This is a genomic window from Priestia megaterium NBRC 15308 = ATCC 14581 (assembly GCF_000832985.1).
Lineage (GTDB): Bacteria > Bacillota > Bacilli > Bacillales > Bacillaceae_H > Priestia > Priestia megaterium.
The window spans coordinates 3,069,563-3,086,096 of sequence record NZ_CP009920.1; the positions used below are offsets into that span (position 1 = coordinate 3,069,563).

General features: G+C 38.5%; 15 protein-coding genes. 12 read left to right on the forward strand and 3 right to left on the reverse strand.

Features of this window, described 5'->3' with window-relative positions; genetic code table 11:
• The first annotated feature begins 108 nt into the window (after positions 1-108).
• Positions 109-1,140, forward strand: coding sequence for a LacI family DNA-binding transcriptional regulator (locus BG04_RS16210; protein WP_034654015.1), 1,032 nt, complete (start codon positions 109-111; stop codon positions 1,138-1,140).
• A gap of 23 nt (positions 1,141-1,163) precedes the next feature.
• On the opposite strand, the gene BG04_RS16215 is transcribed toward BG04_RS16210, so the two are convergent.
• Positions 1,164-1,721, reverse strand: a complete 558-nt coding sequence (locus BG04_RS16215) for a shikimate kinase (RefSeq protein WP_013055659.1) — start codon at positions 1,719-1,721, stop codon at positions 1,164-1,166.
• 543 nt (positions 1,722-2,264) lie between these two features.
• Here BG04_RS16215 and BG04_RS16220 point away from each other — a divergent pair.
• The 3 genes from BG04_RS16220 (at position 2,265) to aroD (ending at position 6,356) form a co-directional block, all read left to right on the forward strand.
• Positions 2,265-3,695 (forward strand): aldehyde dehydrogenase family protein, encoded by a 1,431-nt coding sequence (locus BG04_RS16220; protein WP_034654013.1) that lies wholly within the window; start codon positions 2,265-2,267, stop codon positions 3,693-3,695.
• A 51-nt stretch (positions 3,696-3,746) separates the two neighbouring features.
• Entirely contained in the window at positions 3,747-5,504 is a 1,758-nt protein-coding gene (locus BG04_RS16225; RefSeq protein ID WP_034654011.1) for a thiamine pyrophosphate-binding protein, read from the forward strand.
• Positions 5,505-5,570: 66 nt separating this feature from the next.
• A complete protein-coding gene (aroD, locus tag BG04_RS16230) occupies positions 5,571-6,356 on the forward strand; it encodes a type I 3-dehydroquinate dehydratase (RefSeq protein WP_016763227.1) in 786 nt (261 codons plus the stop codon).
• A gap of 38 nt (positions 6,357-6,394) precedes the next feature.
• Here aroD and BG04_RS29790 read toward each other — a convergent pair whose 3' ends face one another.
• Positions 6,395-6,571 (reverse strand): YvzF family protein, encoded by a 177-nt coding sequence (locus BG04_RS29790; protein WP_080743191.1) that lies wholly within the window; start codon positions 6,569-6,571, stop codon positions 6,395-6,397.
• A 200-nt stretch (positions 6,572-6,771) separates the two neighbouring features.
• On the opposite strand from BG04_RS29790, the gene treP reads away from it, so the two are divergent.
• The 7 genes from treP to BG04_RS16270 all read left to right on the forward strand — a co-directional run bounded on the left by treP (position 6,772) and on the right by BG04_RS16270 (position 14,771).
• Complete coding sequence (treP, locus tag BG04_RS16235) at positions 6,772-8,235, forward strand: PTS system trehalose-specific EIIBC component (protein ID WP_034654009.1); 1,464 nt, start codon at positions 6,772-6,774, stop codon at positions 8,233-8,235.
• A gap of 15 nt (positions 8,236-8,250) precedes the next feature.
• Complete coding sequence (gene treC, locus BG04_RS16240; protein ID WP_034654008.1) at positions 8,251-9,936, forward strand: alpha,alpha-phosphotrehalase; 1,686 nt, start codon at positions 8,251-8,253, stop codon at positions 9,934-9,936.
• An 88-nt stretch (positions 9,937-10,024) separates the two neighbouring features.
• Positions 10,025-10,741 carry a trehalose operon repressor gene (treR, locus tag BG04_RS16245; RefSeq protein ID WP_013081972.1) on the forward strand — a complete coding sequence of 239 codons (717 nt, stop codon included), beginning with the start codon at positions 10,025-10,027 and terminating at the stop codon, positions 10,739-10,741.
• A 355-nt stretch (positions 10,742-11,096) separates the two neighbouring features.
• Positions 11,097-11,819 (forward strand): 5-oxoprolinase subunit PxpB, encoded by a 723-nt coding sequence (gene pxpB / locus BG04_RS16255; protein ID WP_034654004.1) that lies wholly within the window; start codon positions 11,097-11,099, stop codon positions 11,817-11,819.
• Positions 11,809-12,807 carry a 5-oxoprolinase subunit C family protein gene (locus BG04_RS16260; protein ID WP_034654002.1) on the forward strand — a complete coding sequence of 333 codons (999 nt, stop codon included), beginning with the start codon at positions 11,809-11,811 and terminating at the stop codon, positions 12,805-12,807. The genes pxpB and BG04_RS16260 overlap by 11 nt, the downstream gene beginning before the upstream one ends.
• An 11-nt stretch (positions 12,808-12,818) precedes the next feature.
• The gene (locus tag BG04_RS16265; protein ID WP_034654001.1) at positions 12,819-13,574 is read left to right on the forward strand and encodes a LamB/YcsF family protein; all 756 of its coding nucleotides are present in this window, start codon (positions 12,819-12,821) and stop codon (positions 13,572-13,574) included.
• A gap of 9 nt (positions 13,575-13,583) precedes the next feature.
• A complete protein-coding gene (locus BG04_RS16270) occupies positions 13,584-14,771 on the forward strand; it encodes an NRAMP family divalent metal transporter (protein WP_034653999.1) in 1,188 nt (395 codons plus the stop codon).
• A gap of 42 nt (positions 14,772-14,813) precedes the next feature.
• Here the strand turns inward: BG04_RS16270 and trhA are convergent, their stop codons facing one another.
• Positions 14,814-15,464: a PAQR family membrane homeostasis protein TrhA gene (gene trhA, locus BG04_RS16275; RefSeq protein ID WP_013055671.1), complete on the reverse strand. Its 651-nt coding sequence runs from the start codon at positions 15,462-15,464 to the stop codon at positions 14,814-14,816.
• Between the two features lie 382 nt (positions 15,465-15,846).
• Between trhA and BG04_RS16280 the strand changes: the two genes are divergently transcribed.
• A complete protein-coding gene (locus BG04_RS16280; RefSeq protein ID WP_016763237.1) occupies positions 15,847-16,485 on the forward strand; it encodes a DUF1643 domain-containing protein in 639 nt (212 codons plus the stop codon).
• Positions 16,486-16,534: the final 49 nt, after the last annotated feature.

Consider the following 16,534-nt stretch of genomic DNA (forward strand, 5'->3'; position numbering starts at 1 on the left):
TACTGATTCCTTGTCAGAGAACATCGTGAAAGGATGAAGCTTTTCTTTTATTTTAGATAATTGTAAAATAATTATAAAAGGTGCGTTATAAAGGGTTGGTGGAATAAATTGAAACAAAGTAAACGCAAACGTGTAACCTTACAACAAGTGGCAGAACACGCGGGAGTATCTCGAGCTACCGCTTCGCTTATTGTGCGAAATAGTCCAAGTGTTTCTGAAAAAACAAGGAAAAAAGTTCTAGCTTCGATGAAAGAGTTAGGATATGTATATGACCGTATTGCAGCAAATTTAAGATCTCAAACTTCATCAACAATCGGAGTTATTATTACGGATATATCTAATACGTTTTTTACAGAATTGTTAATTGGAGTACACGAGGAGCTCGAGAAAGACGGATATACGGTGTTTTTAGGTACAACGTTTGATTCGGATAATCGACAGGATCAGCTGCTTTCTACGATGCTAGAGCATCGGGTAGGAGGCATTATTTTATGTCCTGTTGCGGGTACATCGGAAGATACGATAAGAAAAATTCAGCATTTAGATGTTCCTTCAGTACTAGCAGTAAGAGAATTGCCTGAGGTGGAGTCAGATTATGTAGGGGTAGATTATAGCTTAGGCGTTCAAAAAGCGGTTCAACACTTACTTGAACAGGGACACAAAAGAATCGCATTTTTAGGAGGAACAACCGGTTCTACAACGTGGAAAGAAAGAATGGAAGGTTACCGCTTGGCTTTAAAGAACGCAGGAATTTCTATTGATGAAGAGCTTGTTATTCCGAGCGGTCCGACAAGAAGCGGCGGTGTAGAAGCTGCACGTCAAGTGCTGGACATTTCTGAGCCTCCAACAGCAGTTTTTTGTTTTAGCGACTTAGTTGCATTTGGTGTTATGCAAGGTTTAAAAGAGAAAGGGATTGTTCCGGGAGAAGATATAGCGGTAGTGGGATTTGATAATGTCATGGAATCATCCGTATGTCACCCTACTCTAACAACCGTCTCTTCTTTTGCAAGACAAATAGGAAAAGATGCTGCACGGTGTCTTCATAACCAAATTGTTGATAAAAAAGAACATCATCATCGCATTATTTTAACGCCTCAGTTAGTTGTTCGAGAATCCTCATCAAAAAAAAGAAGCAGTTAATGAACTGCTTCTTTTTTTGTGAATTATTTAGACGGTTCATAAATATCCCAAGCCATTTTCAAGGAATCAACAATATAATTTGCTACTTCTTCAATATCCAAATTGTCAGTTTCTACTTTGGAGTGGTGGTTGGAATAAATTGCTTGTCGTGTATAAAATAATTCTTCAATATCCTCTAGACTTCTTCCTTGTAAAACAGGGCGACTGTCAATAATGAGACTGATGCGCTCTTTCCATGAATCCCATGAAAGGTCTAAAAAGAATACAATACAATTTGATAAGCATATTTTTTGAATTTCTTCTTGAAGAAATGCGCCTCCGCCAACGGATATAATTTTTAAACGCTGCTGAGATAACTGGCTAATTACTTCTTTTTCTTTATTTCGGAAAAACTCTTCACCAAACTCTTTAAAGATTTGTGATGTAGGCATTTGAAACATTTTTTCGATTTCTTGGTCTATATCGACAAAATCTCTGTATAATTTCTTAGCGACTAGTTCGCCGATTGTTGTTTTACCTACGCCCATAAAGCCAATAAATACAATGCTTTTTTCTCTAAGAGACATCTCGCTGTAAGTCATTTTTCAAAGCCTCTTTCTGTTTTTAACAATAAAAAACTTATTATTTTGTATTTTAGTTATTAGAATTATAATACAAATTTTACTGTTTGTAAAAACAGTGAAAGGTATATTATGTCCTAAGAAGCAAGTATCAGCTCACGTTTATAAAATTCTTGTTAGTCAACAGATGGTGATACGCTGTAACCAAAACAAATAAGTAATAGTTAAGCTCGAGCATAGTCATAAATCTTTGTCATATTGACAGTGCTGCTATCTTACATGCTCCTACAGTGTATGTAAGAAAAAAAAGGAAGTGAATGTGAAACTACGTAAACGAGTATAAGCAAACTGGACTCAGGATCAATAAATATTTTTAGAAAATTCTTTAATTTCCTATTGCTAGATTAAAATTTCTGTTGTAGGATTATGATAACGTTTACAAATTGAGTTATTACTTTAAATCAATAGGATTTATAGAAAACTGCATCAAAATTTAGATCGATCTAACATAAAATTAGATCGATCTAAAAAGGGTCAGGTCAATTGTTAAAAGGAGAGATCACAATGAGCTTTAGACGAGCAAGACCTTATGTAAATAAAGAATGGCTTGAAGGTAATCGATCAGCAGTAAGTATTAAAAGTCCGTATTCGCAGAAAGTAATTGGTGAGCAAATTATAGCAACGCCAGAAGATGTTGAACGAGCGCTATCAGCTGCCTATGAAGCTAAAAAAACAATTGCGAGTCTGTCTTCATATGAAAGGGCCAAAATTTTAAAAGAAGCAGCACGGCTTTTGGAAAAGCAAAAAGAAAAGTTTGCTTCTCTCATCTCAAATGAGTTAGGAAAACCCCTGAAGAATACGTTGGATGAAGTATCTCGATCTGTAGAAACATTAGAGCAATCTGCGGAAGAAGCAAAAAGGCTTATCGGTGAAACGATACCAGGAGATGCTTCCGAACGAGGGGGAAAAGCGATAGCTTCCACATTCCGTGTGCCTGTCGGGGTTGTTGCTGCTATTACTCCTTTTAATGCACCTTTGAATTTAGTATGCCACAAAATTGGACCAGCTTTTGCTGCTGGCAACAGTGTTATTTTAAAACCAGCTCCGCAAACAGCCCTAGTTGCTTCAGAATTTATAGCTCTATTATTAGAAGCTGGAATGCCTGAATGCGCTATTAATATGGTTTTAGGGGGAGTAGAAACAGGACAGCAAATCGTAAAAGATGACCGTGTAAATATAATTTCTTTTACCGGTGGAACAGTGGCAAGCAGAAATATATGTGAACTGGCTGGAATGAAAAAAGTGCTTCTAGAATTAGGAGGAAATGCTTCAACGATTGTTCATGAAGATGCCGACATTAAGAAAGCTGCTGAAATGTGTGGGAGAACAGGGTTTAGCAACTCCGGTCAAAGCTGTATTTCAGTTCAGCGTATTTATGTACATGACTCAGTTGTTTCTGAATTTACAGAGCTTCTGAACAATGAGGTAACGTCTTTAAAAGTTGGTGATCCTCTGCTGCCGCAGACGGATGTTGGATGTTTAGTAGATGAAAAAGCAGCAAACCGAGTTTTGGCTTGGATTGAAGAAGCAGTCGCTCTAGGTGCAAAGCTGATATGCGGTGGTAAAAAGACAGGGGCTTCTATAGAACCTACTGTTCTATTAAATCCTCCTAAACAAAGCAAAGTGGTGTGTCAAGAAGTGTTTGGGCCTGTGGTGAGCATCATTCCTTATCAAGATATTGAAGAAGCTATTCGGGAAACAAATGATTCATCATTCGGTTTGCAAGCAGGGCTGTTTACAAATCAAATGGATTTAGCTTACCGTGTTGCTGAATCTTTAGAAGTAGGAGGAGTTGTGATTAATGGGACCTCTAATTTTCGGCTCGACCATTGGCCGTACGGCGGGATAAAAGACAGCGGCGTTGGTAGAGAAGGACCTCGATTTGCGATTGAAGATATGACAGAAACAAAAATGATTGTCCTGCAGCTATCGTAGCTGAGTTTATTACCTAAAAAAATAAATAGTGAATTTAAAGGGGGATATAGAATGGAAAAATTAATATCACATCAATTAGTAAATTATCTTGAGGAACGAGGCATTGAGCATATTTTTGGTTTGTGTGGTCATACAAACATAGCGGTACTAACAGCCTTAGAAGAAAGCAAAATTAAATTTATCAACGTTCGACACGAACAAATTGCAGCGCATGCAGCTGATGGCTATGCACGTGTGACGAAAAAAGCAGCAGTAGTATTAAGTCACTTAGGTCCTGGCTTAACAAATGCTGCTACAGGTGTAGCCAATGCAGCGTTAGACTCAATTCCAATGGTGGTCATCGCTGGTGATGTTCCTACTCATTATTATGGAAAGCATCCGCATCAAGAGGTAAATTTACATGCTGATGCTTCCCAATATGAAATTTATCGTCCATTCGTTAAGCGTGCATGGAGAGTTGACCGGCCAGATTTATTTCCAGAAATATTAGAGAAAGCATTTTTACTAGCGGAAAGTGGAAATCCTGGCCCTGTATTAGTATCTGTACCTATGGATATCTTTTCAAAAAAGATCGATGTTGCTTTATTTGATCGATTGCATCGCCAAACGAAATCTTTGCAAAAACCTTCTATTGATGATGAAACGGCAAAGAGTATTGTACAAAAATTAATTAATGCTAAAAATCCAGTGTTATATGTAGGCGGAGGCATCCTATTAGCAGATGCAGCAAATGAATTAAAAGAGCTTGTGGACCACTTGAACATTCCGGTAGCCCACTCCTTAATGGGCAAAGGAGCACTTCCAGATGATCATGACTTGACTCTAGGGATGACTGGTTTTTGGGGCACGAAGTTTATCAATGAAAAGTGTCGGACTGCTGATTATATTTTAGCATTAGGAACACGATTTGCAGAAGCAGATTCTAGCTCCTGGGAGCCGGAATATACGTTTGATTTTTCAAAAACAAAATTGCTTCATATTGATATTGATCCTAGCGAGATAGGGCGTAATTACCCTGCCGAAATCGGTGCAGTGGCTGATTTAAAACAAGCCCTTAAAGTCTTAAATCGCGTAGCTAAACAGCTTATTCCGGAAGGAGTAAAAAATGAAGCATTAATCAAAGAGATTGCTTCTTATCGTGAAGAGTTTAAAGCTAGCAATGAAGAATATATTCACGACAATTCATTCCCAATGCAGCCGCAGCGAATTTTAAATGAAGTTCGCGAAGTTCTGCCGAAAGATGCCTATATTACTACTGATGTAGGCTGGAATAAGAATGGGGTAGGACAGCAGTTTCCAATCTATGAAGCTGGAAGTATATTAACTCCAGGAGGTTTTGCCACAATGGGATTTGGAGCGCCGGCAGCTTTAGGAGCAAAGGTAGCTCAGCCTGATAAAGTAGTTGTTTCTCTAGTAGGAGACGGGGGATTCGGCCAAAATCCAGCTGTGCTTGCTACGGCAGCCGAAGAGAATATCCCTGTGGTGTGGATCATTATGAACAACTTTGCGTTTGGTACGATCGCGGGACTGCAAAAAGCACATTTTGGAACTACTCTAGGCACGGTATTTGAAAAAGATGGAGAGGTATATTCTCCTGACTTTGCAAGTATCGCTAAAGCTTATGGAGTAGAAGGTATAAAAATTCAGTCAGCCGAAGAGTTTAAACCGGCACTTCAAAGAGCTGTTGCTTCTAATAGACCAGTTGTAATTGATGTGGCAATGTTAAACAATCCTGTACCAACGTCAGGACATTGGAACATCATGGATATTTACTCACCGGATAAGAAAGTACACCATGTATCTGTTTAACAAGTATGGAACAAATGCTGAAATGAAAACGGAAACATTTAACTTTGATAAAAAGGAGCTGTTCCTATGCTAGAACGAGGAGAAGGAGCTCATTCTCCCGCTATTTGTACGCCTTTAGTGGGCAAAGATCGCAAAGAGCTTTTAACAGAGCTAGCGGAAATTCTATTAAAAAAACCGGATATAATTGAATGGCGCTTAGATTTTTACGAAGAAATTCAAGATATAAACAGCGTCCTTTCTGCAGCTAAGGATATATATGAAAATAGTGAGCGCACACCTATTTTGCTTACTGTACGTTCTCAAAAAGAAGGGGGGCAGCCTATTTCCTTATCAGAAAAGGAAGTAGTAGCCATACTTGCAGAGGTATGTAAGCATCCATATGTAGCAATTATTGATTTTGAAGTATCAAATCAGCCAGAGCATATCCGCTATTTACGTGAAGTTTCCAAGGAAAATAATAAGAAACTTGTGCTTTCTTATCATAATTTTTCTTTTACGCCTCCTAAAGCGGAAATTTTTAAAAGCTTATTTCTAGCTGAATTTTACGGAGCAGATGCAGCGAAAGCGGCTGTCATGCCTCAGAACAATCAAGATGTTTTAACTTTATTGGAAGCTACAAGAGAGGCTGAAAAAGAGCTCACCATTCCTCTCATTACCATGTCGATGGGAGGGTTAGGAGCTATTAGCCGGATCGTCGGGTGGATGTACGGATCTTCTGTTACTTTCGCTGTAGGGAAAAGCAGCTCAGCTCCTGGGCAAGTTCCAATTGATGAATTACGAAAAATAATTCAGTTAACAAAAAAAGTTACGGGTCCTGAGAGCCATTATTCTCATCAAATTGTTTCGATATAAAATAAAAAGCACAAGAGCATAGCATGCTCTTGTGCTTTTTATTTATCCTTTAAATGCATGGAAAGATACACCCGAGTATCTTTTTTGTGCTCGTACTTTGGATTAGCGCTTCGCGTATATTCTTTTGACTGATGTTCTATATGGTAGTTCTGTTCAAACTGTTTGATCGCTTCATTAATTTCTTCTTGTTTTCCCATTAATCTTACTTGCAGCATTGCAACGTCTCCTTCCATATACTTTGCTTTTTGACTATATCATGAAATGAAAAAGAAGTAATTTTATTTTTTGTTGACGAACTTGTATATACAGGTTAGAATAAAAACATAAAACTTGTATATACAGGTTTGTGCTGAGATTTATATAGGGGATAGGAAATACAGGAGTAAAATGAAAACGGAAACAAGGGGGAAAAGACATGAATCGAGAATCTGTTGAACGCATTGTAGAAGCCGTTGGCGGAAAAGAAAATATCTCTGCTGCAACGCATTGTGTAACGCGTCTTCGACTTGTTTTAAAAGATGAAGATAAAGTCAATCAACGTATGCTAGATGAGCACGAATTAGTAAAAGGATCTTTTTCTACAAACGGCCAGTTTCAAGTTGTTATTGGTCAAGGCACGGTTGATAAAGTATATAAAGAAATGGTGACGCTTACAGGTATAGGTGAACTATCTAAAGAAGAAGTGAAAAACGAAGCGGCTAAAAACTTAAATCCGCTGCAGCGCGCAATAAAAACATTAGCTGACATCTTTATTCCCATTTTACCGGCCATCGTAACCGCGGGTTTATTGATGGGAATCAATAATGTACTAACAGGAGCCGGAATTTTTTACGATGATAAATCAATCGTAGATGTTCATACACAGTGGAAAGACTTCGCGAGCATGATTAATTTAATTGCCAATACGGCATTTGCCTTTTTGCCAGCTCTTATTGGGTGGTCAGCTGTTACGCGTTTTGGAGGAAGCCCTTTATTTGGAATTGTCCTTGGGCTCATGCTTGTACACCCTGATTTGCTAAATGCCTGGTCTTATGGAGAAGCATTAAAAAAAGGAAGTATCGATACGTGGAATTTATTTGGTCTGCACGTTGAGAAAGTTGGCTATCAAGGGCAGGTTTTACCTGTGTTAGCTGCTTCGTTTGTGTTAGCAAAAATCGAATTGTTTTTACGAAAACGAATACCGGATGGTTTTCAGCTTTTAATTGTAGCGCCTGTAGCTCTTTTAGTAACAGGGTTTCTCGCTTTTATTGTGATTGGTCCGATTACATTTGCAATAGGAAATGTTATTACAGGTGCAGTTGTATGGCTGTTTAAAACGGCTCCATTTATTGGAGGGCTTGTATACGGAGGTTTATATGCTCCCCTTGTTATTACGGGCATGCACCATACATTTTTAGCGGTAGATTTACAGCTGATTGGAAGCGTAGGAAGTACGTTCTTATGGCCAATGGTAGCGTTATCTAATATTGCACAAGGCTCTGCGGCTTTTGCGATAATGATTCTTTCAAAAAATGATGAGAAATTAAAAGGACTGTCTTTAACGTCAGGAATTTCAGCGTGGCTTGGCATTACGGAGCCTGCAATGTTTGGTGTGAATTTACGCTTTAGATTTGCTTTTATTTCTGCAGTGATTGGTTCAGCTATTGCAGGTGTCGTCATATCCGTGGCGGGAGTGAAAGCAGCATCGGTGGGAATTGGTGGTATCCCTGCTCCGTTATCAATTGTTCCGCAGAGCTGGCCAGCTTTTATTATTGGAATGATAATCGTAATTGTGGTGCCGTTTCTTTTAACGTTAACGCTTGGAAAGCTTCAGAAAAAATCAACCGTTACATCAACTGTCGCGGCTACAGAATCGTTTCAACATAATCCAAAGAATTAAATGGTGGTGTTAAAAATGCAAGAACCTTGGTGGAAAAAATCGGTTGTCTATCAAATTTACCCTAAAAGCTTTTATGATACGACTGGCAACGGCGTGGGTGATATAGCTGGAATTATTGAAAAGCTAGATTATTTGAAAAAGCTTGGCGTAGACGTTGTGTGGCTAACGCCAATTTATAAATCGCCGCAGCGGGACAATGGATATGATATAAGTGATTATTTTGTTATTCAAGAAGAATACGGAACAATGGAGGACTTCGATCGTTTAATAACAGAAGCGCATAAGCGGGATCTTAAAATCATCATGGATATTGTCGTTAATCATACGTCAACTGAACATGAATGGTTTCAAGAAGCTAAAAAATCGAAAGATAACCCGTACAGAGATTTTTATATTTGGAAAGATCAAAAAGAAGATGGAAGTGCTCCGACGAATTGGGTTTCAAAATTTGGAGGTTCGGCGTGGGAGCATGATAAGCTGACAGAACAATCCTATCTGCATTTGTTTGATGTCACGCAAGCGGATTTGAACTGGGAAAATGAGCGTGTGCGCCGCAGCGTGTACGATATGATGACGTTTTGGTTTGAAAAAGGAGTAGATGGATTTCGTCTCGACGTTATTAACTTAATTTCAAAAGATCAGCGCTTTTTAGATGATGATGGTTCTATGGCGCCAGGAGATGGACGGAAATTTTATACCGACGGTCCTCGCGTTCACGAATATATGCGAGAAATGAATCAAGAAGTTTTTTCAAAATACGATAGCATGACCGTTGGGGAAATGTCGTCGACAACTGTTGACCACTGTATTCAATATTCTCATCCGGACCGGGGCGAGCTTAGCATGACGTTTAATTTTCATCATTTGAAAGTCGATTACCCAAACGGAGAAAAGTGGGCGCTAGCAGATTTTGATTTTATTAAATTAAAAGAGATTCTATCAACTTGGCAAAGGGAGATGAATAAAGGAGGGGGATGGAATGCACTATTTTGGTGCAACCATGATCAGCCTCGCGTTGTTTCCCGCTATGGAAACGATGAACTCTATCATAATAAATCTGCCAAAATGCTCGCCGCAGCCATTCATCTGATGCAGGGAACACCTTATATTTATCAAGGGGAAGAAATCGGTATGACAAACCCGAAGTTTTCCTCTATTGATGAATATAGAGATGTGGAGTCATTAAATGTGTATGAGATAAAACGTGCACAAGGAATGAACGAAAATGAAATTTTGGAGATTTTAAAACATAAATCAAGAGATAATTCCCGTACACCGGTACAATGGAGCGATGAGCCAAATGCAGGTTTTACAAAAGGAAAGCCATGGATTAATCCGGCCGATAACTACCGTGAAATTAATGTGGAAAAAGCGTTAGATGATGAAGATTCAATTTTTTATTTTTATCAAAAGCTTATTGCACTGCGCAAGCAGTATGAGATTATTACCTATGGAAACTATGAATTGATTCTTGGAGAAGACGAGCAGATTTTTGCTTATATCCGAAATGGAGCAGGTGAAAAGCTGTTGGTGATAAATAATTTCTACGGCAGCGAAACAGCCTTTGAACTGCCAGAAGATATAACTTTTGAAGGATATCATAGTGAAATATTGCTGTCTAACTACAAAGATTCATCAAAGGAATTCAAGCAAGTCTTACTTCGGCCGTATGAATCAATCGTGTATCATTTAAAAAAATAGAGAAAAAAGTAAAAAGAACGATGGGTGACAATCTATCGTTCTTTTTATACAATTGGGTATATATAGAAAGTAAAATAGGTGATGGCAATTGAAAGAAAATAAATTTATCAGTATTTACGAACAGTTAGTCGATAAAATTAAACGTGGTGACTGGCGTCCTAATATGAAACTTCCTTCTGAAAATGAGCTTGTTGAACAGTATCAAACGTCTCGTGAAACGATACGGAAAGCGTTAAATTTACTTTCACAAAATGGGTACATTCAAAAAATGAAAGGAAAAGGCTCATTTGTATTGGACGTATCACGCTTTGATTTTCCAGTATCAGGACTTGTTAGCTTCAAGGAAATGGCGGAAAAGCTAGGACATACATCGATTACTATTGTAAAAGAATTTGAATTAGTTAAGGCCGATCAAGATTTGTGCACACAGCTTGGGGCGACGAAAAAAGATCTTATATGGAAAGTGGTTCGAGCACGGGAAATCGATGGGGAGAAAATTATTTTAGATAAAGATTTTTTTCATAAAAAGTATGTTCCTCACCTCACAAAAGACATATGTAAAGGCTCTATTTATGAATACTTAGAAAAAGATCTTGGGCTAAAAATAAGCTTTGCCAAAAAAGAAATTTCCGTTGACGAGCTGACGGACGAAGATAAGTGTTACTTAGATTTAAAAGACTATGAACATATTGTGGTAGTAAGAAACTATGTGTATTTAGAAGATGCAAGCCTTTTTCAATATACGGAATCACGTCATCGTCTTGATAAGTTTCGTTTTGTAGATTTTGCTCGCAGGGGTATATAATGTTTTACTGCCCATGAGTTTTTCCTTTTTGTATATGTTTACAAAAAACTGCTTTGGTATAAAAAACAAAGCAGTTTTTTTATGGAGAAAATTGAAAAAACGTGATCCTTTTGACGATAAAACTTTAAAAAGGTTGAATTTTTCTTTGGAGTTTGTTTTAGTAGAACATAAGATTATTTTATATTTGTATAATGTTATCCATACAAGATAGAGATTTATTGTTCTTTTTTTTATTAGATATATAAGAAAATGTTATTTAAAAACAACAATTACATTAGTAATTCTAATGAATGTATCTAACTACAGCATTAAAGGGAGCTGCTCAAACAATACTAAGTAAAAAGGAGGAGACGGAATGAGTCACGATTATCGACTTTATCCTCTTGGTGACAGCGGCATTGTCGTTTCATTTGGAGACGAAATTAATTTCGGCATACATAAACGTATTCAGCAATTTACTGAGGTGCTAGAGCAATCATTATGTAAGGGAATGATTGAATATGTGCCGGCTTTTACAACAGTTACAATCTATTATGATCCTTGGATAATGAGTGAAAAAGGAAGAAGAAATCCTTACACAGCAATATCTATATATATTGAAGAACTGCTTTTCCGCCAGGAAGAAAAATCTGAAGCAGTCGCTAGACAAATTGAAATTCCGGTGTGTTACGGAGGAAAGTACGGACCGGACTTAGAGAGAGTAGCTGCTTTTCATTCATTAACGCCTGATGAAGTTATCTCCATTCATACAAATGGAGAATATTTGGTGTATATGCTAGGCTTTGCTCCTGGTTTTCCTTACTTGGGAGGGATGAGCGAAGAAATTGCGACTCCAAGAAAAGAATCACCGAGAAACAGCATCCCAAAAGGGTCAGTTGGCATCGCAGGAATGCAAACCGGCGTGTACCCAATCGAGACACCTGGAGGATGGCAGTTAATCGGGCGTACTCCTCTTACACTATTTAACCCAAAAAATGATTCGCCAAGCTTGCTTCAAGCAGGTGATCGTATCCGATTTGTTTCCATTTCTGAAACGGAATATGAAGCCCAAAAGGAGGTGGATGAAGATGAGTATTAAAGTGATACGTCCCGGTTTATTAACAACGATTCAAGATATCGGCAGACATGGATATCAAAAGGACGGCATGATTGTCAGCGGGGCAATGGATAAAGTTGCTTTAAGGATTGCCAACTTATTAGTAGGAAATCAAGAAAATCAGCCGGTTATTGAAATTACGTTAATGGGACCAAAAATTGAATTTCAGCAAGATGCTTTGATTGCCCTGACGGGAGGGGATTTATCGCCAACTGTTAATGATGAAGCCGTAAAGATGTGGCGACCTTTATATGTGAAAAAAGGGAGCGTGCTGCAGTTTGGTGTTCCGATTTTAGGATGCCGTTCTTATTTATCGGTTTCCGGTGCTTTTAATGTTCCTGCAGTTATGGGAAGTACATCTACTTCACTCCGCGCTCGGATAGGCGGGCTGCATGGTAAAGCATTACAGTCAGGGGACGAAGTATTAAGCCACCCTCCTACAGAAACAGGGGAAGCAATTATAAAGAAACTGGTGAAAAAGCAAACGGACCGCTCTTTTCAGCAGGCTTTTTGGACGATTCATCCTAAACTTCTTCCTTCATACGAGACGCCTATTATCCGCACGATGAAAGGTGCAGAATTTGATTGGTTTACAAAAGAAAGTCAACAACATTTCTTTAATCAAGAATTTGACGTTACCCCTCAATCTGACCGTATGGGCTATAGGCTAAAAGGGAAGAAATTAGTTCTTGGTCAAGAAAAAGAGCTGCTCTCTAGCGCTGTGACGTTCGGTACGATTCAAGTACCAAAAGAAGGGCAGCCCATTGTTTTATTAGCAGATCATCAAACCACAGGAGGATACCCTAGAATCGGACAGGTAGCAACTGCAGATTTTTCAGCGCTGGCGCAAATTTCTCCAGGGAAAAAGGTTTCTTTTCAAGCAATTTCACTGGATGAAGCGCAGTATTTATACATGGAGCAGGAAAAGAAAATAAATCATATTAAAAGAGCACTTCGAATGAAAATATAAGGAGGAAGAAGATGGCTACCGTTGATTTGAACTGTGACTTAGGGGAGAGCTTTGGGAACTATAGATTAGGAAATGATAAAGAAATTTTACGCTATGTAACGTCTGCAAACATTGCTTGTGGTTTTCATGCCGGAGATCCTTCGGTTATGAGAGAAACAGTAAAGCTGGCTTTGAGTGAAAATGTGGCGATTGGCGCGCACCCCGGATTGCAAGATTTAGCTGGATTTGGACGTAGATATATGAAAATTACGCCTCGAGAAGCTTATGATTTGATGGTATATCAAATGGGGGCTCTTTCAGCTTTTATACGTGCAGAAGGAGGGGCCCTTCATCATGTGAAACCTCATGGCGCTTTATATAATATGGCTGCAGGAGATCGAGACATAGCTAAAGCTATTGCTGAAGCCGTTTATAATGTTAGTGAGGAAGCTATTTTATATGGTTTGGCTGGAAGTGAATTGATTAAAGCCGGAAACGAAATAGGCTTGCGTATGTCTCAGGAAGTATTTGCAGATCGAACCTATCAACAGAACGGTATGCTGACGCCGAGAAACGTTGAAAACGCCGTGATTCAAGATGAAGAAGCGGCTATTTCTCAAGTAATTAAAATGGTCAAAGAAAAGAAAGTGTTTACTGTGCAAAATGAAGAGATTCCCATTCAAGCAGATACCGTTTGTATTCATGGAGACGGTGCACATGCTGTTGAATTTGCCAAAGCTATTTGTGACAAGCTAAAAGAAGAACAAATTATTATTCAACCACAATGAGGTGACATCATGAAAAAAGAACGCAACTGGAGCGTGCTGCTCGGAGCAGCATTTTTAATGGCTACTTCAGCAGTGGGGCCAGGTTTTTTAACTCAAACAACGGTCTTTACACAAGCTCTCGCCGCAAGTTTTGGTTTTGTCATTTTACTGTCGATTTTATTAGACATTGGCGTTCAGCTAAACGTATGGCGTATTATTGCCGTTTCAGAAAAAAGAGCACAGGATATCGCTAACAATGTTTTGCCAGGCCTCGGCTTATTTATTGCTATTTTAATTGTAATCGGGGGCTTAGCATTTAATATTGGAAATGTAGGAGGAGCGGGTCTTGGCTTCAATGCGCTATTTGGTATTTCTCCTAAAGCGGGTGCAGTCATTACAGCCATCATTTCTATCGCAATTTTTTTAGTCAAAGAAGCCGGAAAATTAATGGATCGATTTGCTCAATTAATGGGTGGAATATTAATTGTTTTAATGGTGTATGTTGCAGTTTCTTCCGCTCCGCCATTAGGAGAAGCAGTATCTAAAACATTTTGGCCGGATCACATTGACGTAATGGCGATTGTTACTCTTGTAGGAGGAACGGTAGGAGGATATATTACATTTGCAGGAGGTCACCGTTTATTAGATGCAGGAATCAAAGGAAAAGCCGCGATTCCTGAAGTAACAAGAGGAGCAGTATCCGGTATTACGATTGCTTCGATCATTCGAATTTTTCTATTTTTAGCCACACTAGGTGTGTTGAGTCAAGGACTAAAGCTGAATCCTGATAATCCACCTGCCTCTGTTTTTCAGTTAGCCGCAGGGGATATTGGCTATAAATTATTCGGTGTTGTCATGGCAGCGGCGGCTATCACTTCAGTTATTGGTTCGGCATATACATCGGTTTCCTTTATTAAATCCTTCAGTAAAAGGATTGAGAAATATGAAAACTGGATTATCATTGCATTTATTACGATTTCAACCCTGGTTTTCTTAACGATTGGCCAGCCGGTCACGCTGCTTATTTTAGCTGGAGCATTAAATGGGCTAATCTTACCTATTACACTTGGAACGATGCTTATAGCGGCGTATAAAAAGAAGATAGTAGGCGATTACAAGCATCCAACTTGGCTTGCCGTTTTTGGCGGTTTTGTGGTCGTTATTATGGCTGTGCTAGGAGTCTATACGCTTGTGACTCAAATGGCAAAACTGTGGTAAGGAATTCTATAACCAATTAAAAAAGGGCCAGAAGGCCCTTTTTTAATTGGTTATAGGCAATACATATAAAATGATTGCTAAAAAGTGGAGTACGGTTCCGCCAAGAACAAACATATGCCAAATCATATGATGAAAACGAAATCCTCGCCATACGTAAAAAACAGCCCCGATTGTATACAACACGCCTCCTACTACGAGAAGGACAATTCCTTGATGGGCAATGTTTTGAGTTAACGAATCCCAAGCAAACACAATCATCCATCCCATAAATACGTAAAGAATGGTGGAAATAAAAAGGAATTTCTTTACAAAAAAAGCTTTGAATACAATTCCTGCAAGAGCGATGCCCCATACAATTCCAAAAAGTGTCCAGCCGGTGGTTCCTTTTACTGCGATAAATAAAAATGGAGTGTACGTACCGGCAATAAACAAATAAATAGAAGAGTGGTCAAATATCTCAAAAAGATCTTTTACCTTACCTTCTGGAAAGCTATGGACAAGCGTAGAGGAGACATAGAGAAGCAGCATGGTTACTCCGTAAATAGTAAAACTGATAACATGCCAAGGCGTTCCTTCTAACGAAGAAAGTACGATTAAAAGCGTTAATCCAACAATGCTGAGTACGGCTCCAACGCCGTGTGTAATCGCATTTGCAATTTCTTCTCCTCTTGTAAATGTGTGTGTAGTAGCCATTTACAAAATCCTTTCTTTACACAAAATTATCTTCTATTTTCTCAGAGGATCAGTTTTGAACGTACCTGCTGAGAAAAAATCCGTAACTGTCAAAAACATGAGTGAAAAGGTCATTGGTTATTTCTTTATTATAGACCATTCTTTTGATTTTATCTATTTTGACTGGAGGTCCGAAAAGAGGAAAGATGTATATGTGAATGTTCACTAGCTGTAAAAAGCATGTATAGAAGAAAAAATTGCTTTTTAAAAAAATGGAAGAAAAGTTGTCATGAAGGCATGATTTTGAAATACATATAAAATAAAACTTTTAACAGTCAAGGTTACGATTACTGCTTAGCTCATTTGCAATAGATAAGTAACAAGATTGTAAGAAGGCAGGGGGATGGAAGCAGTGAAAAAAGAAGTTATTTTTGATGAAACTGGCACATACAAATACTCTCTATTATGCAAATGGAGTGAAGTAAACGAACGTAAACTTACGTTTATCTTGTCATTTCCAGAAAATACGTATGAATACAGCGACGATACAGCTGTATCCAAATGCATAGAACTGGCGCAAAAGTGGGGATTTGGAGTCTTAGAAATCGTTTATTTATTCAGCTATCAAACCGACCATGTTTCGTTTTTACGCATGCTTTCAAAAGAAGAAGCTGTTGGAACAAGAACAGGTGAATATATTCAAAAAGCAGTGGAGGATGCTGAACTGGTTGTGGTAGCTTGGGGTGATCATGGAAGCATTTATAACCGGCAAGAGGAAGTAGAACGCTTTTTGAAACACAAGCCGGTATACTGTTTTGGAAAAACGAAGCAGCAATTTCCTCGCCATATTTTATCCGTCGTGCATCGTACAGAATTACAAAAATACGAAATGCCGGCTAATCGTGAAGAGTCGGAAGAAGTTTCTTCGTTTATTGAAGACATAGATCAAAGTTTTGGTGGAGAGGATTATTCGCCAATTAAACAACTAACAGAAGAAGAACCGCTTATGTTTATTGAAGATATTGCCAGTATGTATCGGTAAAAAGAAGAAGCGAGGTTTATATTCCTCGCTTTTTCGTTAGTATAAAACA

Bases quoted from the DNA above. Each gene is read 5' to 3' on its own strand.
- aroD (WP_016763227.1), top strand. From the start codon at position 5,571: ATGCTAGAACGAGGAGAAGGAGCTCATTCTCCCGCTATTTGTACGCCT.
- BG04_RS16270 (WP_034653999.1), top strand. From the start codon at position 13,584: ATGAAAAAAGAACGCAACTGGAGCGTGCTGCTCGGAGCAGCATTTTTA.
- BG04_RS16220 (WP_034654013.1), top strand. From the start codon at position 2,265: ATGAGCTTTAGACGAGCAAGACCTTATGTAAATAAAGAATGGCTTGAA.
- BG04_RS29790 (WP_080743191.1), bottom strand. From the start codon at position 6,571: ATGCTGCAAGTAAGATTAATGGGAAAACAAGAAGAAATTAATGAAGCG.
- treP (WP_034654009.1), top strand. From the start codon at position 6,772: ATGAATCGAGAATCTGTTGAACGCATTGTAGAAGCCGTTGGCGGAAAA.
- BG04_RS16225 (WP_034654011.1), top strand. From the start codon at position 3,747: ATGGAAAAATTAATATCACATCAATTAGTAAATTATCTTGAGGAACGA.
- BG04_RS16265 (WP_034654001.1), top strand. From the start codon at position 12,819: ATGGCTACCGTTGATTTGAACTGTGACTTAGGGGAGAGCTTTGGGAAC.
- treC (WP_034654008.1), top strand. From the start codon at position 8,251: ATGCAAGAACCTTGGTGGAAAAAATCGGTTGTCTATCAAATTTACCCT.
- BG04_RS16215 (WP_013055659.1), bottom strand. From the start codon at position 1,721: ATGACTTACAGCGAGATGTCTCTTAGAGAAAAAAGCATTGTATTTATT.
- BG04_RS16280 (WP_016763237.1), top strand. From the start codon at position 15,847: ATGGAAGCAGTGAAAAAAGAAGTTATTTTTGATGAAACTGGCACATAC.
- pxpB (WP_034654004.1), top strand. From the start codon at position 11,097: ATGAGTCACGATTATCGACTTTATCCTCTTGGTGACAGCGGCATTGTC.
- trhA (WP_013055671.1), bottom strand. From the start codon at position 15,464: ATGGCTACTACACACACATTTACAAGAGGAGAAGAAATTGCAAATGCG.
- BG04_RS16260 (WP_034654002.1), top strand. From the start codon at position 11,809: ATGAGTATTAAAGTGATACGTCCCGGTTTATTAACAACGATTCAAGAT.